This is a genomic window from Clostridium sp. LXY-7, from assembly GCF_056172015.1.
In genome coordinates, this window is the sequence record NZ_JBLLJL010000005.1 from 1 (window position 1) to 25,584 (window position 25,584).

General features: G+C 28.3%; 24 protein-coding genes. 5 read left to right on the forward strand and 19 right to left on the reverse strand.

Annotated elements, in window-relative coordinates:
- Window positions 1–407: 407 nt before the first annotated feature.
- The 4 genes from ACI48Q_RS16290 to pckA form a co-directional block, all read right to left on the reverse strand.
- Window positions 408–1,187, reverse strand: a complete 780-nt coding sequence (locus ACI48Q_RS16290) for a serine hydrolase (protein WP_474920192.1) — start codon at window positions 1,185–1,187, stop codon at window positions 408–410.
- Window positions 1,188–1,538: 351 nt separating this feature from the next.
- Window positions 1,539–2,360 carry an undecaprenyl-diphosphate phosphatase gene (locus tag ACI48Q_RS16295; RefSeq protein WP_474920193.1) on the reverse strand — a complete coding sequence of 274 codons (822 nt, stop codon included), beginning with the start codon at window positions 2,358–2,360 and terminating at the stop codon, window positions 1,539–1,541.
- 17 nt (window positions 2,361–2,377) lie between these two features.
- Window positions 2,378–3,484 (reverse strand): hypothetical protein, encoded by a 1,107-nt coding sequence (locus tag ACI48Q_RS16300; RefSeq protein ID WP_474920194.1) that lies wholly within the window; start codon window positions 3,482–3,484, stop codon window positions 2,378–2,380.
- A 160-nt stretch (window positions 3,485–3,644) separates the two neighbouring features.
- Complete coding sequence (gene pckA / locus ACI48Q_RS16305) at window positions 3,645–5,213, reverse strand: phosphoenolpyruvate carboxykinase (ATP) (protein WP_474920195.1); 1,569 nt, start codon at window positions 5,211–5,213, stop codon at window positions 3,645–3,647.
- A 494-nt stretch (window positions 5,214–5,707) separates the two neighbouring features.
- On the opposite strand from pckA, the gene ACI48Q_RS16310 reads away from it, so the two are divergent.
- Both ACI48Q_RS16310 and ACI48Q_RS16315 read left to right on the forward strand, forming a co-directional pair.
- Window positions 5,708–7,066 carry a MurT ligase domain-containing protein gene (locus ACI48Q_RS16310; protein WP_474920196.1) on the forward strand — a complete coding sequence of 453 codons (1,359 nt, stop codon included), beginning with the start codon at window positions 5,708–5,710 and terminating at the stop codon, window positions 7,064–7,066.
- A 12-nt stretch (window positions 7,067–7,078) separates the two neighbouring features.
- Complete coding sequence (locus ACI48Q_RS16315) at window positions 7,079–7,804, forward strand: type 1 glutamine amidotransferase (RefSeq protein WP_474920197.1); 726 nt, start codon at window positions 7,079–7,081, stop codon at window positions 7,802–7,804.
- A 66-nt stretch (window positions 7,805–7,870) separates the two neighbouring features.
- Here the strand turns inward: ACI48Q_RS16315 and ACI48Q_RS16320 are convergent, their stop codons facing one another.
- The 7 genes from ACI48Q_RS16320 to ACI48Q_RS16350 form a co-directional block, all read right to left on the reverse strand.
- On the reverse strand, window positions 7,871–9,130 hold the full coding sequence (locus ACI48Q_RS16320; RefSeq protein WP_474920198.1) for a helix-turn-helix domain-containing protein: 1,260 nt from the start codon (window positions 9,128–9,130) through the stop codon (window positions 7,871–7,873).
- 17 nt (window positions 9,131–9,147) lie between these two features.
- The gene (locus tag ACI48Q_RS16325) at window positions 9,148–10,458 is read right to left on the reverse strand and encodes a helix-turn-helix domain-containing protein (protein ID WP_474920199.1); all 1,311 of its coding nucleotides are present in this window, start codon (window positions 10,456–10,458) and stop codon (window positions 9,148–9,150) included.
- Window positions 10,459–10,617: 159 nt separating this feature from the next.
- Window positions 10,618–10,788 carry a hypothetical protein gene (locus ACI48Q_RS16330; RefSeq protein ID WP_474920200.1) on the reverse strand — a complete coding sequence of 57 codons (171 nt, stop codon included), beginning with the start codon at window positions 10,786–10,788 and terminating at the stop codon, window positions 10,618–10,620.
- A 66-nt stretch (window positions 10,789–10,854) separates the two neighbouring features.
- On the reverse strand, window positions 10,855–11,769 hold the full coding sequence (locus tag ACI48Q_RS16335) for a ribonuclease H1 domain-containing protein (RefSeq protein ID WP_474920201.1): 915 nt from the start codon (window positions 11,767–11,769) through the stop codon (window positions 10,855–10,857).
- A 17-nt stretch (window positions 11,770–11,786) separates the two neighbouring features.
- Window positions 11,787–12,794, reverse strand: a complete 1,008-nt coding sequence (locus ACI48Q_RS16340) for a YkvA family protein (RefSeq protein WP_474920202.1) — start codon at window positions 12,792–12,794, stop codon at window positions 11,787–11,789.
- Window positions 12,795–12,910: 116 nt separating this feature from the next.
- A complete protein-coding gene (locus ACI48Q_RS16345) occupies window positions 12,911–13,963 on the reverse strand; it encodes an HD-GYP domain-containing protein (protein ID WP_474920203.1) in 1,053 nt (350 codons plus the stop codon).
- Window positions 13,964–13,990: 27 nt separating this feature from the next.
- A complete protein-coding gene (locus ACI48Q_RS16350; protein ID WP_474920205.1) occupies window positions 13,991–14,386 on the reverse strand; it encodes a DUF6762 family protein in 396 nt (131 codons plus the stop codon).
- Window positions 14,387–14,607: 221 nt separating this feature from the next.
- Between ACI48Q_RS16350 and ACI48Q_RS16355 the strand changes: the two genes are divergently transcribed.
- Window positions 14,608–14,862, forward strand: coding sequence for a hypothetical protein (locus ACI48Q_RS16355; RefSeq protein ID WP_474920206.1), 255 nt, complete (start codon window positions 14,608–14,610; stop codon window positions 14,860–14,862).
- 128 nt (window positions 14,863–14,990) lie between these two features.
- Here the strand turns inward: ACI48Q_RS16355 and ACI48Q_RS16360 are convergent, their stop codons facing one another.
- Window positions 14,991–16,445: an aminoacyl-histidine dipeptidase gene (locus tag ACI48Q_RS16360; protein WP_474920207.1), complete on the reverse strand. Its 1,455-nt coding sequence runs from the start codon at window positions 16,443–16,445 to the stop codon at window positions 14,991–14,993.
- Window positions 16,446–16,463: 18 nt separating this feature from the next.
- Window positions 16,464–17,015, reverse strand: a complete 552-nt coding sequence (locus ACI48Q_RS16365) for a manganese efflux pump MntP (protein ID WP_474920208.1) — start codon at window positions 17,013–17,015, stop codon at window positions 16,464–16,466.
- Window positions 17,016–17,231: 216 nt separating this feature from the next.
- Between ACI48Q_RS16365 and ACI48Q_RS16370 the strand changes: the two genes are divergently transcribed.
- Together ACI48Q_RS16370 and ACI48Q_RS16375 are read left to right on the forward strand one after the other, a co-directional pair.
- Window positions 17,232–18,170 carry a magnesium transporter CorA family protein gene (locus ACI48Q_RS16370; RefSeq protein WP_474920209.1) on the forward strand — a complete coding sequence of 313 codons (939 nt, stop codon included), beginning with the start codon at window positions 17,232–17,234 and terminating at the stop codon, window positions 18,168–18,170.
- 104 nt (window positions 18,171–18,274) lie between these two features.
- Window positions 18,275–18,952 (forward strand): DUF4397 domain-containing protein, encoded by a 678-nt coding sequence (locus tag ACI48Q_RS16375; protein ID WP_474920210.1) that lies wholly within the window; start codon window positions 18,275–18,277, stop codon window positions 18,950–18,952.
- 113 nt (window positions 18,953–19,065) lie between these two features.
- On the opposite strand, the gene ACI48Q_RS16380 is transcribed toward ACI48Q_RS16375, so the two are convergent.
- The 6 genes from ACI48Q_RS16380 to ACI48Q_RS16405 form a co-directional block, all read right to left on the reverse strand.
- On the reverse strand, window positions 19,066–21,099 hold the full coding sequence (locus tag ACI48Q_RS16380) for an ABC transporter ATP-binding protein (RefSeq protein WP_474920211.1): 2,034 nt from the start codon (window positions 21,097–21,099) through the stop codon (window positions 19,066–19,068).
- A gap of 3 nt (window positions 21,100–21,102) precedes the next feature.
- Window positions 21,103–22,854, reverse strand: coding sequence for an ABC transporter ATP-binding protein (locus ACI48Q_RS16385; RefSeq protein ID WP_474920212.1), 1,752 nt, complete (start codon window positions 22,852–22,854; stop codon window positions 21,103–21,105).
- 164 nt (window positions 22,855–23,018) lie between these two features.
- Window positions 23,019–23,462, reverse strand: a complete 444-nt coding sequence (locus ACI48Q_RS16390) for a PadR family transcriptional regulator (protein WP_474920213.1) — start codon at window positions 23,460–23,462, stop codon at window positions 23,019–23,021.
- A gap of 3 nt (window positions 23,463–23,465) precedes the next feature.
- Window positions 23,466–24,314 (reverse strand): DegV family protein, encoded by an 849-nt coding sequence (locus ACI48Q_RS16395; protein WP_474920214.1) that lies wholly within the window; start codon window positions 24,312–24,314, stop codon window positions 23,466–23,468.
- A gap of 105 nt (window positions 24,315–24,419) precedes the next feature.
- The gene (locus tag ACI48Q_RS16400; RefSeq protein WP_474920215.1) at window positions 24,420–24,644 is read right to left on the reverse strand and encodes a hypothetical protein; all 225 of its coding nucleotides are present in this window, start codon (window positions 24,642–24,644) and stop codon (window positions 24,420–24,422) included.
- Between the two features lie 13 nt (window positions 24,645–24,657).
- Window positions 24,658–25,551 carry a metal ABC transporter solute-binding protein, Zn/Mn family gene (locus ACI48Q_RS16405; protein WP_474920216.1) on the reverse strand — a complete coding sequence of 298 codons (894 nt, stop codon included), beginning with the start codon at window positions 25,549–25,551 and terminating at the stop codon, window positions 24,658–24,660.
- Window positions 25,552–25,584 lie beyond the last annotated feature (33 nt).

The following is a 25,584-nucleotide window of genomic DNA, read 5'->3' on the forward strand; positions in this document are numbered from 1 at the left end:
TGGTTTTACCTTCTTCTCTGTTTAATTTTCAAAGACCATTTCACCATCACTTATTAGTGACGACTTTTACTATTCTATCAAAGAATTTCTTCTTTGTCAACAACTTTTTTCAAGTTTTTCAACTCGTTTTTGCTGCTTCGTTATCACCTCTCAGCGACAAGACTTATCTTACCATAGGTATTGCATGTCCACATTAGTATATATTCCATTAAGTTAAATTAAGTGTCCTTTTTAAAGTAATTCTACTTTTTTTTCTTCTTTTCACATATGGATACATCAGGTACAGTTGTTATTTTATTAATCTTAATTATTACAACAACACCCTTAACATTGGTTAAATCCCTAAAAAATCATCATTGTATTAAAATAAGGTGAAATCGTAAGATTTCACCTTATTTTAATATTTATTAATTCCAATCTTTATCGATCATATCATACATCATCTTCCCAGATTTTGATATTGTAGTAACTCCATATACATTTGACGGTAATTTATTAGCCATCACAGTAAATACAAAATCTCCTTTTTTTGTACTTACAAGCACCATCTCATTTTCTAAATTATCTAACATCCCTATTTTATTGGCTGCTTTCACTTGAATCTCTTTAGGTAAATAAAATGGTATTTTTGAAGTGGGTTGCTGTTTTCGTAGTACTTGTAAAATAAATTCACTATTTTCTTTTGTTAGTACTTCTTCGTTTCTTAACAATTTTAAAGCTTTGGCCAAATCGTAACTTGTTGTTATGTTTTCGTTTTCATCCTCTAGTTTAATATTAGATGGATATTTTTTAACCATTGTAGATTTAAGTCCTATATTTTGAATTAGATCATTTATCTTATTCATTCCTATAATTTTGATAATTTTGCATGCCGCTGTATTATCACTTTGAATTAACATAGCTACTATTAGCTCTTTTATAGAATACTTTTTATTTGTAAATTCACTAATAATTCCAAAAAAACCTGAAGCCTTATCATCTTCAGTTATTTCAACTAACTCACTCAATGATATATTACCATTCTCTACTTCTTTCATTGCAGCCATAGCTATAGGCACTTTAATGCATCCAGCCGCTGGCATCTGATTCTTTTCATTAAATCCGTAAGTATACCCACTTTTTAAGTCTTCAAAATAAAAACTATATTCTCCTTCTCTTGTTTCTAAATAGCGCTTAATTTCCTTCATATATACCCTCCATCTAACAATCTAATAGAAATATGATTAAGGTCATTATAAAATTCTTTATGTAATATGTCAAATTAATGTGTAATTTCTGAAAATTTCAATTATGATCATAATTGGTTAATTTGTAGCATTTAATATTCTCCCATGGTTAATTAATATACTACAATGATTTTACTTAATAAAGTTTTACTATACTAATTATAATTTTCTATAGAAATTATTATATTATTCCTTATACATGCTAGCTAAACTCTACCATTAATTTTTTAATATTTAATTTAAAAAAGGTTATTTAGAATAACATCCTAAAATAACCTTTTTTAAATACTATATTGTTTAAAAATTATACTTCTATACTGTTATTATTCCTGTTAATGCTAAAACAAATAATACTACACCTAAAACAATTCTATAATAAGCAAAATTTTTCATTGGTTTTTTCTTTAGATATCCAATAAATTTTTCAACACATACAAGCGCTGATAAAAATGCTACAATAAATCCAACTATTAGAACTATTATTTCTCCACCACTTAAAGGATTGTCATACTTTATTAACTTTATTCCTGAAGCTCCTACCATTACAGGTATGGCAAGAAAGAATGAAAACTCAGTAGCAACTACTGTAGATAACCCATTTACCCATCCACCTATTATAGTAGATGCAGATCTTGACATTCCTGGCCACATTGCTAAACATTGAAAAATTCCAACTCTAAAAGCTTGACCAATAGTCATGTCATCTATATCTCTAGTTATAGTTTTATTTCTAAAGGTCTTTTCTGCTACTATCATCAATATCCCGCCAACTATTAAAGCAAGGGTTACAGTACTAGTGTTGAACAGATATTTGTCTATCATATCCTCAAGTGCAAAACCTAAAACAGCGGCTGGTATACAAGCAATAACTATATTAACCCAAAATCTAATTGATGTCTGCTTTCCTTTAAAAAATCCTCCTATGGATCCAAATAACTTCTCTTTATATAAAACTACTATGGCTAGTATTGCACCTAGTTGAATAACAATTTGAAATAATTTTGCAAAGTCTCCAGTGAAATTAATTAAATCTCCAACTATAATCATATGTCCAGTGGATGATACTGGAATGAATTCCGTTACGCCTTCTACTATTGCTATTATTATTGCTTTAAATAATAAGATAAAATCCATGTATAAATACCTCTTTCTTATTTCTTTTTAATTTCTACTGTTCTTACTGCATTTTTTCCGTCTAAAGATAATTTAATAACATTATTACCGCCTTGTAAAGCTATATCATAATAGGTTTCTACTTTAATATATGGTTCATCATTTATACTTAAATAAAATTCATCAATCATAATACTATTTTGAAATGCTCCAATGGAAAACTTTTTATAATTATCCCCATCTTCTTTTATGTTTCTTTTAGCAAATATAAGTGTAGGCATAGTATCCGTTTCCTCATTTTTATATGACACTGTTGGATTTAATTCAAATACATTTGATTTATTGACAAAAATCGTAGGTTGAATATATCCTTCCTTAGTTTCCAACTGAGTAAATTGTATATCCTTAACATATGTTATATTAGAATTACTCTTCATATCTGTATATTTACTATTATCTATCTTTATTGTATAAGCTTTAATACTTTTGCTTAATTCTTTAAAATATTTACTTTTATTCTTAATTTTATTTTCGCCATTTGGCAATATAACCTTAGATATATTACATTCAACTAATTCCACCGCCGATAATGGTACATCATCAATAGTAAAATAGCTTTCATTCATACCATCTATAGCCACCCATTTATTATATCTTTCACTCCATATCTCGATGATACCATAAACATTTTCACCTCTTAATTCACCACTTCTACTGATGATTCCTATAGTCGCCAAAGCCTCTTCCAATACTGAATTGTAGTCCTTTTGAGAAATAACTTCATTAGTTTCTAATTGTAAAATAATCTCTTCTGCAGCTTTTTTACTATCCATAGCCGATACTTTAGGTTTACTTCTACTATTTAACCAACCAGATAAGATCATAGTTTTTGATATTTCATCCTCAGCTTTATTTGTCATTCTATCAAATTCATATTTATTTTTTAGATTCTTAATTTCAGGTTTACTAGAATCTATGTAGTAAAAATGAATATTATTACCTTCATATATATTTTCCCATTTCTCCACTACTACATTTAAATCTTCATTTATTGAAACTTCTCCTCTATTATTCATAAATAAGTATACTGCCACTACTAATATAATAATACCTATAAGAACACTAAACACTTTAGATTTTTTCACATTCCATCTCTCCTTGATATTATTCAAATTTACAAACTATTCTTATGTAATTATATATAAATTAAGCTTTATATGCAAATTATAATAAATTAAGGAAATAAGAGGACTATGTCAAAATTATTATTTTGACATAGTCCTTTACTATTCCTAACGTTATATTCTACTCTCTTGGAGCGGCATCTAATATATCTGAAGTTACTTCTTTAAACTTTTTAAAGTTAATATTAAACTGTCTAATAAGTTCTGCAGATTTAACATCATAAGCTTCTTTATTTGCCCAAGTATTTCTTGGATTTAAAATTTCACTTGGCACTCCTGGAACACTCTTAGGCATAAGCATATTAAATTTATTATCTTTTTCAAATTCAGCATTTCTTAATTGACCCTCTATGGCAGCTTTAACCATGGCTCTTGTATATGTTAGATTCATTCGTTTTCCAACACCATATTCTCCACCTGACCATCCAGTGTTTACTAAATATACCTCTGTATTATGTTTTAAAATTTTCTCACCCAACAACTTAGCATAAACTGCTGGTTTCATTAACATAAATGGTTCACCAAAACAAGCAGAGAATGTAGCTTTTGGCTCCGTAATACCTCTTTCTGTGCCTGCTAGCTTACTTGTGTATCCTGACATAAAGTGATACATAGCACTTTCCTTTGTAAGTTTAGATATTGGAGGAATTACACCAAATGCGTCCGCAGTTAAGAAAATAATAGTATTAGGATGTCCACCAATTCCACCTAATTCCGCATTTTCAATATATTCCACTGGATATGCACCTCTAGTATTTTCTGTTAGTGATCCATCTTCAAATATAGGTTTGTTATTTTTATCTAATATTACATTTTCTAAAAGGGCACCAAATTTCAATGCATCATATATTTGCTTCTCTTTTTCTCTATCTAAATTTATAGTTTTTGCATAACATCCACCTTCAAAGTTAAATACTCCCGTATCACACCAACCATGTTCATCATCACCAATTAATTTTCTATCTGGATCAGCAGATAATGTAGTCTTTCCTGTTCCTGACAAGCCAAAAAATACAGCAGTATCTCCATTCTCTCCTATATTAGCTGAACAATGCATTGGGAATACTCCCTTTATCGGCAATAAAAAGTTCATTATAGAGAATATTGATTTTTTTATTTCTCCTGAATATTGAGTTCCCCCAATAAGAACAATTTTTTTATCAAAATTTATTATTATAAATGCCTCTGAATTTACGCCATCTTCTTTTCCATTAGCTTTAAATCCTGGTGCAACTATCACATTAAATTCTGGTTCAAAGCCTTTTAATTCTTCTTCTTTAAACCTTCTAAATAATTGTGTTGACATAAGTGCCTCTGAAGCATATTCATTTATAACTCTTATATTCATTTTGTATTCTTTCATAGCTCCTACATACCCATCAAAAACAAACAATTCTTTATCTGAAAGATATTTTGTAACCTTTGCATACAAGTTATTGAAAACCTCTTCATCAATAGGTAAATTAACGTCTCCCCAATTTATTAGATCTTCTATGTTTTTCTGCTTAACAATAAATCTATCCTTAGGTGATCTTCCTGTATATTTTCCGGTTTGGACTACTAATGCTCCACTATCGGCCAACGTACCTTCTGATCTTTTTAATGCATGCGATATAAGTGCTGCACTATTTAAGTTTCTGTACACCTCATTTGTTGTATTAATCTTTAAATAATTTAAATCTAAGCTCATTTCTCTACCCCCAGCTCAATTATCCAATATTATTTATTCTCATTTTTAATAATATATTAAGATATCTACAATATTATGATACTACATATTAAGAAAAATGCAAGAAAAATTTTATTATTTATATATAAATTCCCTATATGAAAGTGAAATTGCAATATAATATTCAAAATTATTCATCATCATATTTAGTGTAGCACATATATTGTTTTTATTTATTATATGATTCTATTCTAATTAATTCATATAATTAAATTTATCTCAACTATCCATCTTTATTTTAAAAATTCACCTATAATTTTATAGTAAAAGGAAATAATTTCATAGTAATATAACTCTTATCATACCTTACCTATTTTACTTTCTTACAGCATTTATATATATGTGTAGCTTCTTATTTAATATAAATGAAATTAGTGCCATTAATTCTTTCATATGTTATAATATAAACTTGATGTTAAATCTAATCTTCAATTAGATAAGTATTTTTAAAGGATGTGTTCAAAATTAAAATTAATTCTTTTATTTCTATAATAACCTCAAAAATAGTATTAAATTTATCTAAAGCCTTTTTCAAAGGTGGATCTAATTTTCCTGGTAAAATAGCTTTAGCTATAGATAAAAATATATTATCAACTATTTCTAAAAATTATTCTGTAGTACTAGTTACTGGAACCAATGGAAAGACTACAACCACAAGCATGATATATAACATGCTAAAAAAAGATGAAAAAGACGTAATTACAAATAATACTGGCGCTAATATGAATACTGGAATAGTGGCTTGCTTTATTGACAACTATAAATTTACTGGGAGACGTAAAAAAAAGTATGCTGTTATTGAAGTGGATGAAGCATATCTTCAAATTATTACAAGTTCGTTAAAACCTAATATAATTACTGTTACAAACTTATTCAGGGATCAATTAGACAGATATGGTGAAGTACATACTACTTATAATAAAATACTAGAAGGAATTCAAAAAACTCCTAATACTACTTTAATACTCAATGGTGATGAATCTTTATTAGGCAAAATGCCTTGCACTAATTCATCTATTTATTATGGGTTTAATGTACCTATAAAAGATAATGTTGTTTTAAATGTAAATGCAGATAGTAAATTTTGTAAATTTTGCAAAACTCCCTATAGTTACGACTTTATAACTTATAATCATCTTGGTAAATATTACTGCGAAGGCTGCGATTATAAAAGACCTGAACTTAAATATTCTGTTAATAAAATAATAAATTTAACTTCTTCTGGATCTGAGGTTTTAATTAATGATACAGAATATATTATTAGTCAAGCTGGAGAATATAACATTTATAATGCTTTATGTGCTATTGCTGTAGCAAGTGAACTAGACATCAATAAAAATAGCATTATAAATTCATTATCAAATCAAAAAAGTAGTTTTGGAAGGCAAGAGATTTTAGATATTAATGGAAAAGAAGTAAAAATTATATTAGTAAAAAATCCTGCTGGATATAATCAAGCTGTTAATACTATACTTTTAGATAATAAACCTATTAATTTAGCTTTAATGCTTAATGATAACTATGCTGATGGTACTGATGTTTCTTGGATTTGGGATGTTGATTTTGAAAGTTTGACCACCTTAAATACAAATGATATTATCATAGGCGGAATTAGACTTTATGATATGGCAGTAAGATTAAAGGTTGCAAATTTACATACAAATAAATTTATATTATGTGAAGATGACGATACTCTTATTAATAGCATAATTAACTCTAAAGAAGATACAACTTATATTTTGGTGACCTATACTGCTATGTTGCATTTAAGAAAATTACTTCATAGCAAAGGGTATATCAATAAAATTTGGTAAGGTGGTAATAGTATGGAACTAAATATTTGTCATTTATATCCTGATTTGTTAAACGTATATGGGGATATAGGAAATATTCTTATTCTTAAACATAGAGCTGAAAATAGAGGCATTAAAGTTAATTTAATTAATGTTTCCATTGATAATGATTTTATTAAAGATGATTATGATATTGTATTTTTTGGTGGTGGTCAAGATTATGAGCAGTCCATAGTTTCTAAAGATATTCTTGAAACAAAAAAAGAAAGTATTACTGAATATATAGAGAATAATAAAGTATTTCTCAGTATCTGTGGTGGATATCAATTACTTGGAAAAAGCTATACAACTGCTACAGGAGAAAAGTTAGATGGATTAGGCATATTAGATATCTATACCGAAGGATGCGAAAAAAGATTCATAGGCAATTGTGTCATATATAATGAAGATTTTAGGGAAACCTATGTTGGCTTTGAAAATCATTCTGGTAAAACTTTTACTGGCGACTTAAAACCTTTAGGAATGATAAAACATGGTTATGGTAACAATGGAGAAGATGGAAAAGAAGGATGTATATACAAAAATACATTCTGTACTTATTTTCATGGAAGCCTTTTATCTAAGAATCCCGAATTAGCAGATAGGCTAATTTCATTAGCTTTAAATACTAAATACTCTGATATATCACTGACACCTTTAGATGATACCTTAGAACTTAAAGCAAAAAATTATATCATCAATAAATACTCGCAAATTTAAACTTAATTAATATCATTAAAATAAATTTAAAACTCTAGAGATAAATCTCTAGAGTTTTAAGTTATATTACATATAAAATTCTTTCTCTTCTTTTATAGCAAGGTCAAAGTATCTAATAGAATCCTTTAATTCGCCTAATTTATAATACATATTTCCAATTCTTAAATATCTTTTAATAATCTCATCTCTACTTCCATATTTCACAAGTGCATCCAAAGAAAGATTAATGTATGTTTCTGCCAAAATAAATTTATTTTGCTTTTCTAAAAGTAATGCTTTATAATAATACGCCTTATCGATATAAGAAACCTTATCAATCTCTATTGCTAAATCTATTGTTATTTCTGATAAAGACTCTGCTTGGATTAATTGGTCATATTCTATAAGAGTCTTAATTATATTTATGTAAAATTTACACAATTTGTCATTATCGTCCTTTGGATATTCTTCAATCGCTATATTTATATATTTTAATCCATCTTCTATCATTCCATTTTCTAACATGGATGCTCCAAAATTATAATGCGCTTTGCTCTTTTCATGGGTATTTTCACCATATAAAGAAAGAGCTTTATCTTTATATTCATAAAATCTCTCTTTATCTAAATATATACTTACTAGTGCAATAATCTTACATATCTCTGCTTTAGTAGAATCTGATTGTTCAAATTCAAGCACTTCAATTAAATCTGGTATCATATTACAAGCCTTACTAATTTCTTTCCCCATAAAATAAGAAGCACATTGATCATAAATAGCTTTTATGTATTCATCAGATTGTTTTTTATCAATTTCCTCTAACTTTCTTCTTACAGTTGCAAAATAACTACATGCTTGTAAATACTCCTTATTAATACATAGATATCTTGCTATATCCATATAGTATTCTATATATAAAAGCTCATCTTTAGATTTTTGGCACGAATTATAATATCTTGGAATTATATTGCTGAGTTTTTCTTTATTCCCCTTTGAAAGATATAGTTTAAACAATATCTGAAATAATTTACAACTTAAATTATAATATTTATATTTATCTGCATAATCTATATTATAAAGAATATCTTCTATATTTATATTTTTGCCTTGAGAAAAATCACTTATATTACTTTCTATCTGCTCTTTTACCCCATACTTAAGATATTCTATATCTAAATCTAATTTTTTTGCCACTAATTCCAAAATCCATTCTTCTGCTACCACTTTATTATTTTCAATGCAGCTCATTTTCGATACAGAAATCTTATCTTCACAAATATCTTTAAGCGTCATTCCTTTATATACCCTTATTCTTTTAATCTTTTCTCCCGTCGATAATATCTCCATAATTATACCCCTCTTTATTAAAAGTCAGACAATTTGTCCATATCATATAAAATCTTAATACTTGTATTTAAGTATTTAGATGCCTCCTGCTCTCTTCCTATATCCATGAGGAATTTTCCTAAAGTTATTGCCAACTTAACACTTTGTCTTTTATATCCCATTTTTTCTGCATAACTTAAAGTTTCCACTAAAGTTTTTTCTGCTTCATCATACTTATTTTCTAAAATTTCTACTTTATATTTTAGCAAATAATAATTACAAAAATCTTTTCCATCTACATGATTAATGTTTTGCAAACATTGTTTTATAATCTCTAAGGTTTTTCTAGCATTGTCATTATCTTTAGTTTTTATATAATTATAACAAATATTTATCAAAGTCTCTAATAGACCCTCTTCGTCTCTTTCTCTTATACACCTTGCTTCTTCTAAATGCTCAAAAGATTTGTCAATATCTCCATATTCGGAATATAAGAAGCCGATATCATTTTGTATTTTTGAATACTTTCTATTATTCTCTTTCACTTCATATAACTTTAATCCTGTTTTCATAAACTTAATAGCATCTTGCATTTTCCCTGATTGAAAATGATCATTAGCTATATTCATAAAGCATGTTGAGTAATCATGAGTATTTTTTAACAATCTCACTTTCTCTTCAACAAATTTAACATACTCTAAAGATTTATCATTAAGTCCCAATCTATATAAAGATAAACTTATGTAAAAATAAATTTCTCCAATTAAGAGTTCATCAAATATATTTTCTTCATTGAATACTTTCTCAGCCTGTTGAAAATAACTGTAAGCTGAATTATATGCATTTAGATTTAATGATATTTTGCCTAAAAGAATAAGTATATTTATTACTTCTTCATAATTCTCATTTTTCATATAAATTACATTGGATGATAAAAGTAGTTCTTCAGCTAAGCTGTATTCTTCTTTTTTCTCATGAATCAATGCTTTTAAATACATATATTTAGCTCTTCTATTTTCTAAATTGTATTTCTCTATGTACTCCATTGACATATTAATATGTTTCTCTGCGTCTGCTAACTCATCTCTAAGAATATTTATTTGAGATAGCTTCTCATAGTATAAACAAATTTTGTTTGCTTGAGTTTCCTCTGTTTCCATAAGATATTCTACAGATACATTTAAAGTATTGGCTAAATATTCTAAAAGATCCATACTAGGATTTGATTTTCCTGACTCGATCAAACTTATTTGGCCAGCAGTAATTCTATCTCCAGCTAAGTTTTTAAGCGTCATATCTAGCTCCCTACGTCTCTCCTTTATCTTTTCCCCCAAAGATAAAATCTTCATAAAACCCATCCTCTTCTCTATATTTAATATTTCATTAAAAGTTTATTTATATTGTATATTGTATCATAAACTGTCAAAATAAACAAAATGTTATATAGTTTTTTAGACAAATTTAATTTTTCTAATATTAGAAATTAAAATAGCTAGAGTTTCCTCTAGCTATTTTAATGAAGTAACTGCTTTATTTATCACATCTCCTGCCATATGCTGCATATCCTTCATTCTTCTTTTCATTTTTCTTTTAGTTTTTTTATCAAGCATAGGCATTACATAGTTTGCTGCAACAGCTACCATAGTTCCAACTGTAACCAATTTGAATAATATTTTCATATAGTACACATCCCTTCATTTACTTACTTATATGATGTGCAATTAATTTATTATTATTCTTCAATCTTATAGATAATTGTCTATAAGATGTACTAGAAAGTTATCTTTTTCTTCATCTTCTATATTTTTAATCTTCTGCCTTAGTTCAAAATTATGTAGACTCTTTAATTCCTTGATGAGGTTTAAATATCTATCATTATCTTCACAACCATAGATTTCTTCTTTTTGCTGTATCTCAAGATTTTCTGTACTCATCTTCAGTATGGACTGTAAATGCTCTTTAACTAAACAATCTTTTATTTTTATCTTTTTTCCATTAATGGCTTTATCTACAACATATTCTAATGATACTTTAGCACCAACCTTAGATAATTCATCTGCCATATCGTTATATAAATCTCCTGTATGACTGTCTACCTTAACAAATATTACGTTTAAGCCTCTCTGATTTTTAAATTCTTGTACCTGTTCATAATAGCTTTCAGATAATTTATTTTTTCTTTCCCAAGCTCCAGTAGCATGACTACATACTCCCTCATAATCATATAAAATAACAATTTCCTTAAACTTATTTTCAACAGCAAATTTCATGGCAGCAATAGATGCGTTTAATTCACCTTGAACTTGTCTTTGGTTAGATTCCTTATGATTTTCATCTCCGCCATATTCTACATAAATAATAACGTCCTGATAAACCACTACTAAGCCATATCCAAATAAATTTTCACGAGCATTATAGCTACCATCTACATATATGTGTGGTACATCTAATGGATGTTTGTGTTCACCTTTTTTTAAGTTACTAGAGGTATTTAAATATTCTTCAGCTTCCTCTTTAGATAAGAAACTCTTATAAACTGCTCCACTAGCTCCCTTCACATAACTTAAACACTGAGCCCAGCTTTCAACTATAACATTTTCCATTACAATATTATTATTAAAATCATAACCTTTTTTTATTGCATAATATTTTTTTGCCATAATACTCTCCTTATATGTTACTCTACAAAAAAATTATAAGACTTTTTTAAAGATATTCTAACTATATCTGCTATTTTTTTAATTTCATTTACTCTAAATTTATCATTCAAAAACCCTATAGCCTCTTTAACAATTACTATTATATTCTCTTCACCTTCCCAATTCTCTAAAATAATTTCCTCTGGGATATCACATAATATTTTTTGTAGCATAAAAAAAGTAACCGCTATATCATCAATTTGTCCAATAAATGGTATGCTATCAGGGAAAATATCTAATGGAAAGAATAGATATGCTAATGCTATAGATATATTAAATTTTGTTTCCTTTGTAACCTTCTTATCCCTAAATAATCTCAATAATAATGCTATTATATCTGGTATTAACACTACGTAATCATACATACATTCATATTTTTTAGGAAATCTGTATTTAAAGTCTCCTCTAAAATTTCTATAATTATATCTAGCATTACTAGCTCTGCTATTTTCTGATGTTTTAGGAATCTCTATTCTCTTAACAGGGTTTGAAATTTTACTATGCTCATTTTTTTCTAGTGTGTTTTCTTCATTAATAAAATTGAAATCACTTACTTCTGCTTCTAAACCATAAGATATGAGCTTCAAATCCTTAATTACAAAATCTACCCACGGAATTATAGGGCATAATTTATAAAAGTCTATACTAATAATTTTCTTACACATATCTATTCCAAATTCTTCAAACTGCTTAGTCATGACTTTTATTATCATGTTAGTAATCGAATTTATTATTCTTATCTTTTTAACATTAATCTTTTCGATAGTTAAATATAAGACATTGCTCTTTACTCCTTTTATAGATATCCCTAATTCAAAAGGTATGGTTATCTTGTTTTTATAAACTCCACTTACACTAATGTATTCATCTATAAGTATTTTATTTATAGCTATACCTGGTATTTTTATATACTTATCAAGTACCTCTGAAACTATACTATATAAATCTTTTTCAGTAATGGTAACTTTTATATTTGAAATTTTCATGTTCATACCCCATCCCTTTGTTATTAATATATGTAACTTTCGCTGAATAAAAAAGATGCACCAACATATAATTTAAGTTTAGGTGCATTTCTAAGCTATATATTAGTTATAATTCTTTATATTACCTCTTGAACAATTAAATTAAGATGCTTCAATAGGTCAATTTCATAAAATTTTGTAGGCTTTCTTGTTTCATGATCATAAAGTACTCTTATCACTGGTCTATCTGGAAACCTAGAATTTTGCCTGATAACATATCCTTCTACCCCATTTGAAAGCTTTACACAAGATCCCAAGCTATACACCGAAAAAGTATTTCTAAAAATATTTACTAACTTATTATCAAAGTCTATACCACACCCTGACAATATAAGCTCATATGCCTCATTAGGATTAAACTTTTTTCTATAACTTCTATTACTATTTACTGCGTCATAAACATCACAAATTCCAGTTATCTTCCCAAATGTACTGATTTCTTCTCCTCGTAATCCATAAGGATAACCTTTTCCATTTATCTTTTCATGATGTTGTTCTATAGCTAAAATAGATGTAGATGGTATATTAACATTTTTTTCAAGAAGTTTCCTCCCATAAATAGGATGCTTCCTCATTTCATTAAACTCTTCATCCGTAAGGGGGCCTTCTTTATTTATGACACTAGTAGCTATCTTTATCTTTCCTATATCATGAAGCATTCCACCTATTGCTAACTCTGTAAGGCTTTGTCTCTTCATTCCCAAAGTCATTCCAAAGAATACAGCCATAACTCCAGTGTTAACACTATGTATAAATGTATAATTATCATGAGTTCGTATATCCGTCAAGCTCTTATTTACATCATTAATTTCCACAATATAATCTATTAACTCATCCACTGTTTGTAAATACCTTTTACTACTTTCAACAATACCTACACCTCTTGAAATTTCTCTTAAACTTTGCATAGTCTGTTGTTTTAGTAAAGTCAATTTCTCATCTTCTACCTCTACATCATCCAATCTGACATCTTCTAAATATACATAATATACACCTAATTCATTTAGTCTCTTTATATATAAGTCCGAAAGTTTTACGCCAGCTCGCAATAATATCTTTCCATCATTAGTATATACATTTTTTCCCAACACATCATTTTCTTTTACTTTACTAATGTATTCTAATCGCATAGTTCCCCCCTCGGATGTTAATATCCTTTAATTATAATCCGATTGTTTATCTTTTATTTTGTCAAAAACTACTTTCATATTTAAAGTTATAAGTGAACATAATCTATTAATCTTTTCTTTTACCACCTCATGATCCTCATGATATTGGAATTTAACTATCCATGTTGGATTATATTCTTCATCATAGGGTTCAATAGTAAATCCGTTATTACTAAAGTCCTCTTCATTAAAGAAGTCATATATGGCAGTAAATTCCCAATCTTCAACCTCTTTATTAGTATCGAAATAAACAGTTACTTCTTCACCCTGACAAAAAAATTTTCTTATATTTTCTGCACCCTGGCCAATTTCGTAACTTCCTAACTCTTTTATGAAATGCTTCTGCTTATCTACTTCCATTAATACAATTGAAGAAAATTCCATTGCTCCACTCTCCTAATGTAAAATATTGACATTTGTTCCATTTTATTTTATAATTTATATATTGTAATTTATCTTAAGGTGATGATTTAATTATGTATAAATTCATTTACAAAAAAAATAAATATATAAAAAGAAAATCTCTTTCTATATTCAATGTATTTTTTATATCACTATTTTTAATAACGTTATGTATTTATATCTCCATAAATCGGTATAAGAATATGAATTATACAGATTTGGATTATGCAGTAAAAAATTATACTACTACCGGTTTATTTAATAAAAATAAACTCTATTCTTTAGATAAGTATGAAATCAAATTTTCAGATAATACCTTCTGTATAGTGGAAGTAACTGGTATAGATAGCCATCCTCCCTATAAAACTATTAGATATGACATACATTTAGAAAAAAATTCTAAAAGCATATGGAAAATTAAAAACATATACCACATAGATGATGTGTTCAATAAGTAAAATCTAAATCATCACAGATTAATTAGCTTTTTAAAGTTTTATATTTTTCTAATTTTTAGTATACCTTAATTTGATATAATGTACAAATAAAAAATCTCCAAATTACCGGAGATTTTTTATTTTAGATTCTATTTTATTGATTTTAATACTTCAAGTAAATATTTGTACATTCTATCTACAGATGAAATACTTACATGCTCATCTGGAGTATGAACATCATAGATATTTGGTCCAAAAGATATTTGATCTATTGCCCCATTAAACTTATCACTTAGTAAACCACATTCAAGTCCAGCATGGATTGCTGAAATTTCGGCTTTTTTACTAAAAGTCTTTTCATATGCTTTTTCAAATATTTCTCTAATCTTAGAGTTTGGATTATATTGCCATTCAGGATAGTCTGCTTCAAACTCAATGCTACCACCTAAAAGTTGTGCAAGAACAGTCATCTGATCTACTATAGCTTTCTTTAAAGATTTTACAGAACTTCTAATTGCATTGTCAAATTCAACGCTATCTTGTTTTGTAATAACAACCCCAACATTAGTAGAACTTTGAACAAGTCCATCTATAGACATACTCATAGTTTGAACTCCGTTAGGCATCATAAATAAAGTTCTTAGTACTGCTGTTTTACTTTCTCCGCTAAATACCTTATTGGAAGCATCAATTTTTTCACAGCTTAATACTAGGCTATCATCAACACCTTGTAATTCATTCTTAAATATTGAACTCCATTGATTAATTTTCTCTTGAACTTTTGACAATTCATCTGTCCTAACTGCTATAATGGCATCTGCTTCTCTAGGAATAGCATTCATCTTAGCTCCACCATTTAATGATAATAATTTAAAATCTACCACTGAGTCAAGATCCATTAAGAATCTTCCCATAAGTTTATTTGAGTTTCCTCTTTCTTTATTTATCTCCATACCAGAGTGACCACCTTTTAGCCCTCTAATCTTTACTACCATTGTAGAATAGTTATCATCAATTTCTTCATATTCTACTGGAATAGAGATCTTAGCTTTTACTCCACCAGCACAGCTTACTAAAAGCACTCCCTCTTCTTCAGAATCTATATTAATTAATATTCTTCCATTCAAATGTTCTGGATTTAATGCAGTTGCTCCACCCATACCTGTTTCTTCTTCTGTTGTCACTAAAAGTTCTATTGGTGGATGCGCAATTTCACTAGAATCAAGTATAGCTAAACCAAAAGCTACTGCAATTCCATTATCTGCACCTAGTGTAGTTCCATTAGCTTTTATAAAATCTCCATCAACTATAAACTCAATAGGATCTTTTTCAAAGTCATGCACTGTTCCTGTATTCTTTTCACAAACCATATCCATATGTCCTTGTAAAATAATTGTTGGTGAACCTTCATACCCTTTTGTTCCTGGTTTTTTAATAATTATATTCATTGCATGATCTTGAATTACATCTAAGTTTCTTTCTTTTGCAAACTTTACCAACCAATCACTAATAGCCTTTTCATTACCTGAACCTCTTGGAATCTTATTCATTTCTTTAAAAAAATTAAATACTTCATAACTTTTTAGTTCTCTTAATGTTTCCATAGTTTACTCATCCTTTCTTTAGAAAAAAATCATTTTAAGTCCAAATAATATCAATATTATTCCTCCAATATAATCCGCATACTTCCCTATAACTTCTATTCTAACTAAATATTTAGAAATTATAAAGGCTACTATACTCATTACCAGAGTGACAATACCTATGATTACTGTATATGTAGTTAATATTACCATGCTTCTTAGTGCTGATAAAGTAACAAATCCCACAACTATTGCATCAATACTAACGGAAATCCCCAGTATACAGTACATTTTAGGGTTTAGAATCAAATTATCATTCTTACATTCCATACCTTCTTTAATCATTAATACTCCAACTATAGCTATGACCATTCCACCAATTATAGATGGAACTGCTACGACTCTTTCAATAAATATTTTTCCTCCTATACCACCTATTAGAGAAAATAAAAATTGAAAAAAGCCAAATGAAATTGCAAAAATTGTTTTTTTTCTGAAATTTACCTCCCCATTTAATCCTATACATAAAGCTACTCCAAAAGCGTCCAAAGAAACAGCCAAGGCTATTATAAACAGTTCACCTAATGTCATAAGACCCCTCCATAATTACATACCACTTAATTATTATATCATAACTTATATTATGATTAATAATTATTTATTACATGTTAAATCTATATTTATAAATAAATTTACTTTTATATATTATGTTTATGTTGTCAAATTACATTATAGTGCTAAAATATATGTTATGTATATTATTGAGATTTAGAATATGCATCCTAACATTTTAGAAGAGGTGAAAATATGATTTCTATATATAAGAGTGAATTAAATGGTGTTTTACACACTATAGAAGATATAGAAAGTGGTTGTTGGATAAATCTAGTAGCTCCTTCTGATGAAGAAATACTTCTACTAAGCCAAAAATTAAATATTCCAAAAGATTTTATTCATGCTGCTCTCGATGAAGAAGAAGGATCTAGAATTGAAATAGAAGATGATTGTACTTTAGTCATCCTCGACATTCCTTTTACAGATGTAGATGACAACTCTTTAACCTATGATACATATCCCTTAGCAATAATCAGCAATGCACAGGTTATACTTACAGTTTGTTTAAAAAACAGTGGTATACTAGCAGATTTTAACAAGGAGAGAATCCCTTCTTTCTTTACTTTTAAAAAGGTAAGATTTATGCTTCAAATACTCTATAGAGTATCTAACTATTATTTACTTTATTTAAGACAAATAAATAAAAAAAGTCTTCTAGTTGAGAAAACTTTATATAAATCCTTAAAAAATAGAGAACTTATACAACTATTTGCACTTCAAAAATCCTTAGTTTATTTTTCAACTTCCTTAAAATCTAATGAGCTTACCTTGGAAAAGCTTCTTAAACTAGAAATACTAACTAAATATGATGAAGATAGAGACATTTTAGAGGATGTTATTATTGAAAATAGACAAGCTATTGAAATGTGTAGTATATATAGCGATGTATTAAACGGCACTATGAATGTTTTTGCTTCAATAATTTCTAATAATCAAAACCAAGTTATGAAGTATTTAACCTCTGTAACTATAGTCTTAGCTATTCCAACCTTAATATCTGGTATGTTTGGAATGAATGTAACTGACATCCCATTTTCTTTGGAAAACAATGGATTTACCATTGTTACTACTGTGGTTTTTCTTATAACAATGGTTGCAGTGGTTTATTTAGTTAAAAAAGACATGTTTTAGTAAATTTCAAGGCATAGATTATTTTTTTATTCTATGCTTTTTTTGTAACCATTCCTTTAAAGTTACATATATTAATTCTAGAAGCATTTCTTCGTGAGGTTAAAATGTATCCTAATTATTTTTCAAAACATAATGCTATGAGAAAAGAAGACGTTGAAGCTAATGCAGAAAATATGAATTCATTTATTAGAATTCTTCATGCTGCACCTAGAACTCCTAATGTAGATATTTATATTAATGATAGACCTACAATTACTGATTTAGAATATAGAGCATTCACCGATTATTTTGAAGTACCTTCCTCAACCTACAATATAAAGATATATAAAACTGGTGATACTTCAAACCTTCTATTTGATGAAGATCTATTTGTTCCTCCTAAAACAGTAATTACAGTTGCAGCAGTAAAGGATATTGACGGTAATTTAATTTTAGTCCCTGCTGTTGAGACACCACTAAGTTCTCCTACTAAAGGTAAGGCTAAAGTTAGAGTAGCTCAATTTATAGAAAATATACCTGGTGTAGATATTGCTATACCAGATGGCCCTATACTATATAGAGGTTTAAATTTTCTAGATATAACTGACTATATTGAATTAGATCCAGGTAGATATAATATATCAATAGAGTTAGCTGATACTGGTATTCCAATTCTATATGTTCCTAATATATCACTAAAAGGTGATAAATATTATACTATATACCTTGTGGGCTTAGCTGGTAATGACCCTTCCCCACAAGCTCTAATACCACTTGATGGTATAACCTACCTTAAAGTTTAATTTTGCAATATGCATTCATTACTATAATGTTATAGTTTGAATGTTCCCCCATAAATAAACTTAATTTAAATTAAATTAATTAATGCTAGTACCATTAAGGCACTAGCACTTTTTTATTTCTCTGCATATTGAAGTTTGTATAAATTGCTATATAATCCACCCTTAGCTAATAATTCACTATGGTTACCAATTTCTCTTACTCTACCCTTATGCATAACTATAATTTTATTAGCATTCTTTATAGTTGATAACCTATGGGCTACTACAATTGTAGTCCTTCCTTTTGTCAATTTATCTAAGGCATCTTGAATTAAACTTTCTGTTTCAGTATCAATATTAGAAGTAGCCTCATCTAAAACTAATATTGGGGGATTAAAGGCCAGTGCTCTAGCAAAAGCAATAAGTTGTCTCTCCCCTTGAGAAAATGTGGTTCCTCTCTCATTGACTTTAGAACCATACCCATCAGGTAATTTATCAATAAACACATTAGCATTCACGTATTCGCAAGCTTTTATAACATCGTCATCACTAATATTTTCATTATTTAGCCTGACATTACCTTTTATATCACCCGCAAATAAGAATACATCTTGAAGTACTGTAGCTACATTTTTCCTCAACTCTTCTTGAGCCATAGATTTAATGTTTACTCCATCAATTAATATTTCTCCCTTTTGAATATCGTATAGTCTAGTAATTAAACTAATTATAGAAGTTTTACCTGCTCCTGTAGCGCCTACAAAAGCCATAGTTTCTCCTACATTAATTTTAAAACTTACATCCTTTAAAACCCAATCCTCATCATTATAAGCGAACCATACATTTTTGAATTCTATTTCACCCTTTGCCCTACCTATATGTTTAGGTTCCTTAGGATTTTTAATAGAGTTGTCATTATCTAAGAGCATAAATATTCTTTCTGATGAGGCCATTGAAGATTGAAGTATATCAAATTTCTCTGAAAGGTCAAATATAGGTTGAAATAATTTCATTATATAGCTAATAAAAGCGTATAGTACTCCTAGTTCGATAGTTAGATTTAATACAGCACTTCCTCCTACCCATATAAGTATAGCTAACGCCAATTGATATACCATATCCATTACAGGTCTAAATATAGCAAAGACTCTAATTTGTTCCATGGCTGCATCTGAATAGGATGTATTAATCTTATCAAATTCCTTATATTTTTTTTCTTCTACCCCGTATATCTGTACTGTCTTCATACCAGTTATATTTTCAGATAATGAAGAGTTGATTCTAGATATCCTAGCTCTAACCTTCCTATAGGCTTCCCTGTCATATTTTCTAAATATGAAGGTCAATGCAATAACTAATGGTAAAGTTATTATTGAAACTATGGCCATCTTCACATTAAGTATAAACATGGCAATCACTATTCCAACTACTAAGAAAAAATCTTTAATCAGATATATAAGTACAGAGGTATACATTTCATTTAAGGTTTCTACATCATTAGTAACTCTAGTAACTAATCTTCCTACAGGATTTTTATCATAGAAAGAAAGAGAAAGTTCTTCCACATGTCTAAATATAGTTGCCCTAATATTAAATATTATTTTTTGACCTGTATATTGTAGTATAAATATCTGAATATAATTTAAAATAAAGGTTAGTATTCCTATTCCAAGTAATATAACTGCACTAACTTTAATAGACCTTAAATCCTCATTCCTTAATATTTTTATATCCTCTATACTTATTTTGTGTGCCTTGTAACTATTATTATCTTGAGTAAATGTATCTCCTTCTAATTTATAAGGCCTATTTTCCTCTGTGATTCCTTCTACAACAAAAGGTATATTATTTTCATCATATATTATAGTTGCTCTTGTTCCTAGATTTTCTTTTCCCCTTATTACATATTTATTTGAAGCTAATTCTACCCCCTTTTCTTGAGGTGTTTCAACGATGCTATAAACCCCTTTCGATGGATTTATGTTATTATCTATAACATTCTTAACAAGAAATGGCACATATAAATCCATACATACTACTACAAACATTATTATAATAACCAATAAAATTAACCCTTTATATGGTTTTGCAAATTTTAAAAGCCTTTTCATAAGTACCGAATCATATTGCTTATCTAATATCTCTTCTTCAAGATGATTATTCTCCATCTACTACACCTCCCCAGCTTCTAATATTTCTTGCTCTATTTGTTGCTTTTCATATATTTCCTTATAGATTCCCTCTTTATTTTTTAACTGCTCATGATTTCCCTCATCTACAATACTTCCTTCATCTAAAACAATAATGTTATCTGCATCCTTAACCGCTGATATTCTATGGGATATTATTATAGATGTTTTATTCTTCATAAGCTGTTTTAAATTTTCTAATATCTTTACCTCTGTTTTAGCATCTACCGCTGATAAGCAATCATCTAAAATCAGTATTTCGGGATCTTTTATTAGGGCTCTTGCAATAGAGCATCTCTGCTTCTGACCTCCAGAAAGAGTAGTTCCTCGCTCTCCCACAATAGTTTCAAAGCCATTTGGAAAATCTATTATATTATCATATATATCTGCCATTTGAGTAGCTTCGTAAATCTTTTCCATGTTAATATCATCGAAGGCTAAGTTTATATTCTCACTTAAAGTAGTTGAAAATAGAAATGGATCTTGGGATACAAATCCTATATTATGACGCAAGTTTTTAAGTGGGATTTTATTAATATCAGTTTCATTTATAAATATCTTCCCATTTTCCACATTATACAGTCTTACCAACAGACTTATTAACGTACTTTTGCTACTTCCTGTTTTTCCAACAATACCTAAGGTTTGTCCTTTTTTTATAGAAAGATTTATATTTTTGAGCGCTGGAACTTTAGTATTTTTATAAATAAAGCTTAAATCTTTAATAACTATATCTCCATTAAGAGAAGATGTTAAACTTATATCTTTATCATAGATTTCAGGCTTTATATTTAAAACTTCTTCTATCCTTTCCAAGGATGCAAATCCTCTTTGAAGATTATTGATAACCCATCCTATAGCCATCATAGGCCATACAAGATTTCCTAAATACATATTGAAAGTAACAAAATCACCCAAGGATATATTTCCTAAGATAACAAAGGTTCCTCCTATAACCACTAGAATAACAAAACTTAAAGAAGCAATAAATTCTATCAGTGGAGAAAACACTCCCCAAATTCTTATAAAGTCCATATTTGCCTTAAAATTATTTTCATTTTCTTCAATGAATTTCTCATATTCTTTTTCCTCTTGGACGAAGGATTTTACTATCCTTATTCCTGAGAAATTCTCCTGTACCACATCTGTAAGTTTTGAAAAGCAATTCTGAACTTTCATAAATTTTTTATGAATTTTTTTACCAAATTTTTGTGATATAATGGCCACAAATGGTAGCGGTATTAATGCTAATAATGTTAATTTCATATTGATTGTTAACATTATTGTAAGTGTTGCTATAGTTAATACAATTGCATCAAAAAACATGATTATTCCTGGACCCAATGCCATCCTTACTGCATTTAAGTCATTAGTTGCTAAAGCCATCAAATCTCCAGTCTTTTTCTCATTATAGAAATCTGTAGATACCTGTTGTAAATGATTAAAGAATTTACTTCTTATATCATATTCAACCATTCTCGAGGTACCGTTTATGTAAATTCTCCACATAAATCGTCCAAAGGCTATAGCTGTAGCAATAACTAATATATATATAACCGAATATATCAGTGTATTTTTATCTGCTATGCCTTGAGATAAGCTATCTGTTAAGAACCCTATAATTTTAGGTGGTATTAGCTGCAAAAAATCTACCAATATAAGGAAAGCTATACCTATAAAGTATCTTTTCTTATAAATTTTAGCGTACTTCAACAATCCTTTAATTTTTCTCATTATTGTCCCCCTATTACATCCATAAATTTTCATATATATAAAAAATTTCATTGTGCCTAAGTATATATTATTCTAATTTTCACAATAATTCAACTATTGCAATTTTATGTTTTTCTCCTCTAAATTTAAAAGCCATTTAAGAGAAATCTCCTAAATGGCTTTTGTTAGTATAAATCTTCATATATAATTTTAAAAACTTCCAAAGCTTCTTCAATTTTCTCTTTAAGAAGTAGTTTTTTATGGTGAAATTCCTCTAATCCTTTTTCAGTAATTGAATAAATTTTCTGCACTCTCTTTTTCGAGTCATCCCAAACCCCTTCAATAATCCCTTCTTTTTCCATTTTTTTTAATATTGGATATATTCCACCTGTACTAGGTATCCATAATCCATTAGTTCTTTCTCCTATTTGATGAGATATATAATTTCCATTTGTAGGTCCTAAGCTAAGTATATAAAGCACATATATTGGTAGTAATCCCTTTGTAAACACCTGTCCAACAGCTTCATTTTCATTCTGTACTTTTCTAAGTTCATTTAATTTTTTCTTATAATCTTCATATAGCCTTTTTTCTTCTTCTTTTATAGCTTTAAGTTCGTCTTTACTCATAGATTACTCTATATTATAGAAAAGTACTCCAATAAAACCTGGACCAGTATGAACTCCTGAAACAACACTTATATTATCACTACAAATTACATTATTTGCATTTTTATGTTGCTTAAATTTTTCTGCAAGAGCTTTAGCTTCTTCCTCAGCTTTTCCAGGAACTATATAAATATCATGTTTTGCTTTATTAAGTTTCTCAATACCTATATCATAAATTTTATTTAGGGACTGTTTTCTTCCTCTAGCCTTACTATGAGTATAATAAACTCCATCTCTTCCAACAGAAACAATAGGTTTCAAGTGTAAAAACTGAGCTATAGTTCCTGCTACTTTACCTATTCTTCCACCTCTAATTAAATATTCTAAAGTTCCTATAACAAAGAATATTTCAATGTTTTCACTTATCTTAGGAAGTTTTTTTATTACCTCTTCCAAGGAACATCCTTTGTCAATCATTTTCGCAGCTTCTACTAGTGGCACTGTCTCTCCATAAGATATCGATAATGAATCATATACATAACACTTTATTTCTGGATGACTTTCACTAACAAGCTGTACTGCATTGTTAACTCCGGATAAGTTTGAAGACAAAGTAACAACTAAAGCTTCAGTATATCCTTCGTTTATAAGTTTTTCAAATAAAATCTCCATGTCTTGCATAGATGGAAGTGATGTAGTTGGTGATCCCGTTTCCATAGTTTCATATAAAAATTCAGAATCTATATCCACTCCGTCAGTATATTCTTTATCTCTATATATTATCTTAAATGGCAGTACAAATATATTATATTTTTCCTGTAGTTCTTTTGATATATCGCTAGCACTATCAGTTATTAATGCAATTTTTTTCATAATCATCTCTCCTATACTCACTACTGATATATAATATTATATATCAGTAGTGAGTATATTATCAATAGTGATATATAAAAAAGAAATAAAAAATTAGACCTAAGTCTAACTTTTTATTTCTTTTTTAATTAATTCAATTTCTTCTTCCATGTCTTCTCTTTCTATAAGTTTACCATCAACCCTTGCTATATATTTATATCCGCAACTATTGCAAGCTCCTATACACTTATTCTGGGTTATAACACTTTCTTCCCCTATAGACACTTTTAAAGACTTAGTAAAATTTTCATAATCTTTATTACACTCACAAGTACTGATTTTCTTTCCCATAATTACTCCTTTACTACATTTTGCTTAATACTTCATATATAGTTTCCACATTATATCTTAATGCTTCACTAAAAGATTTATTATCCTCGCTACTATGAAGAGTATATATCTTTACAGTACTTCCATCAATTTCTCTTGCCAAAGTATCAGATAACTCAGGGCTTATTAATTCCTCTACAAATATAGTTTTTACATTATTTTTCTTACAATAATTTATTAGTTCTTCTAATTGTTTTGGAGAGGGTTCCCCTTCAGCAAACAGTCCCTCTATACTGTTTTGAACAATACCTAAGTCGTTACATAGATATCCAAAGGTTTCATGTCCAGTTATGAAATCTCTATTTTTTAATTCTTTATATTTTTCACTATAATCCTTCTCTATTGATTCTATTTTTTCAATAAACTTATTATAATTTTTTTCATAGTATTCTTTATTGGTGGCATCCTTTTCTATCAATGCATTTTTTATGTTATTAGCTTCTATTTTAGAACTAGTTAGTCCAAGCCATGTATGAGGATCTTGCTTTCCACCCTCTCCTTCAATAAGTTCTACATTTTTACTAGCTTCTACCATAATTAAATCTTTATTAGTTATAGTCTTTAGAGTTTTTTCAACCCAATGTTCCATTCCAGCTCCATTATATATAAATATATCACCATTCTCAATAAGCTTTATATCCTTTGCCTTTGGCTCGAAGTCATGAGGTTCACTTCCTTCAGGAGTTATATTATATATATCTACCTTATCTCCACCTATTTCCTCTGCTAACGCCTTCATTCCATAAAATGAAGTTACTAAATTAATCTTTCCATTACTCTCAATAGACTTCCCCTCTTTACTATCACCACAAGCTACCAATGTTATTGATAAAAATACACTTAATAATATAGAAATTATTTTTTTCATCTTTTCCTCCTTAAAAACTTTTTCTTTTATGTT

Coding starts and splice junctions, on each gene's coding strand:
- ACI48Q_RS16290 (WP_474920192.1), bottom strand. CDS start 1,187: ATGAAGGAAATTAAGCGCTATTTAGAAACAAGAGAAGGAGAATATAGT.
- ACI48Q_RS16295 (WP_474920193.1), bottom strand. CDS start 2,360: ATGGATTTTATCTTATTATTTAAAGCAATAATAATAGCAATAGTAGAA.
- pckA (WP_474920195.1), bottom strand. CDS start 5,213: ATGAGCTTAGATTTAAATTATTTAAAGATTAATACAACAAATGAGGTG.
- ACI48Q_RS16315 (WP_474920197.1), top strand. CDS start 7,079: ATGGAACTAAATATTTGTCATTTATATCCTGATTTGTTAAACGTATAT.
- ACI48Q_RS16320 (WP_474920198.1), bottom strand. CDS start 9,130: ATGGAGATATTATCGACGGGAGAAAAGATTAAAAGAATAAGGGTATAT.
- ACI48Q_RS16325 (WP_474920199.1), bottom strand. CDS start 10,458: ATGAAGATTTTATCTTTGGGGGAAAAGATAAAGGAGAGACGTAGGGAG.
- ACI48Q_RS16330 (WP_474920200.1), bottom strand. CDS start 10,788: ATGAAAATATTATTCAAATTGGTTACAGTTGGAACTATGGTAGCTGTT.
- ACI48Q_RS16335 (WP_474920201.1), bottom strand. CDS start 11,769: ATGGCAAAAAAATATTATGCAATAAAAAAAGGTTATGATTTTAATAAT.
- ACI48Q_RS16340 (WP_474920202.1), bottom strand. CDS start 12,794: ATGAAAATTTCAAATATAAAAGTTACCATTACTGAAAAAGATTTATAT.
- ACI48Q_RS16345 (WP_474920203.1), bottom strand. CDS start 13,963: ATGCGATTAGAATACATTAGTAAAGTAAAAGAAAATGATGTGTTGGGA.
- ACI48Q_RS16350 (WP_474920205.1), bottom strand. CDS start 14,386: ATGGAATTTTCTTCAATTGTATTAATGGAAGTAGATAAGCAGAAGCAT.
- ACI48Q_RS16355 (WP_474920206.1), top strand. CDS start 14,608: ATGAATTATACAGATTTGGATTATGCAGTAAAAAATTATACTACTACC.
- ACI48Q_RS16360 (WP_474920207.1), bottom strand. CDS start 16,445: ATGGAAACATTAAGAGAACTAAAAAGTTATGAAGTATTTAATTTTTTT.
- ACI48Q_RS16365 (WP_474920208.1), bottom strand. CDS start 17,015: ATGACATTAGGTGAACTGTTTATAATAGCCTTGGCTGTTTCTTTGGAC.
- ACI48Q_RS16370 (WP_474920209.1), top strand. CDS start 17,232: ATGATTTCTATATATAAGAGTGAATTAAATGGTGTTTTACACACTATA.
- ACI48Q_RS16375 (WP_474920210.1), top strand. CDS start 18,275: ATGTATCCTAATTATTTTTCAAAACATAATGCTATGAGAAAAGAAGAC.
- ACI48Q_RS16380 (WP_474920211.1), bottom strand. CDS start 21,099: ATGGAGAATAATCATCTTGAAGAAGAGATATTAGATAAGCAATATGAT.
- ACI48Q_RS16385 (WP_474920212.1), bottom strand. CDS start 22,854: ATGAGAAAAATTAAAGGATTGTTGAAGTACGCTAAAATTTATAAGAAA.
- ACI48Q_RS16390 (WP_474920213.1), bottom strand. CDS start 23,462: ATGAGTAAAGACGAACTTAAAGCTATAAAAGAAGAAGAAAAAAGGCTA.
- ACI48Q_RS16395 (WP_474920214.1), bottom strand. CDS start 24,314: ATGAAAAAAATTGCATTAATAACTGATAGTGCTAGCGATATATCAAAA.
- ACI48Q_RS16400 (WP_474920215.1), bottom strand. CDS start 24,644: ATGGGAAAGAAAATCAGTACTTGTGAGTGTAATAAAGATTATGAAAAT.
- ACI48Q_RS16405 (WP_474920216.1), bottom strand. CDS start 25,551: ATGAAAAAAATAATTTCTATATTATTAAGTGTATTTTTATCAATAACA.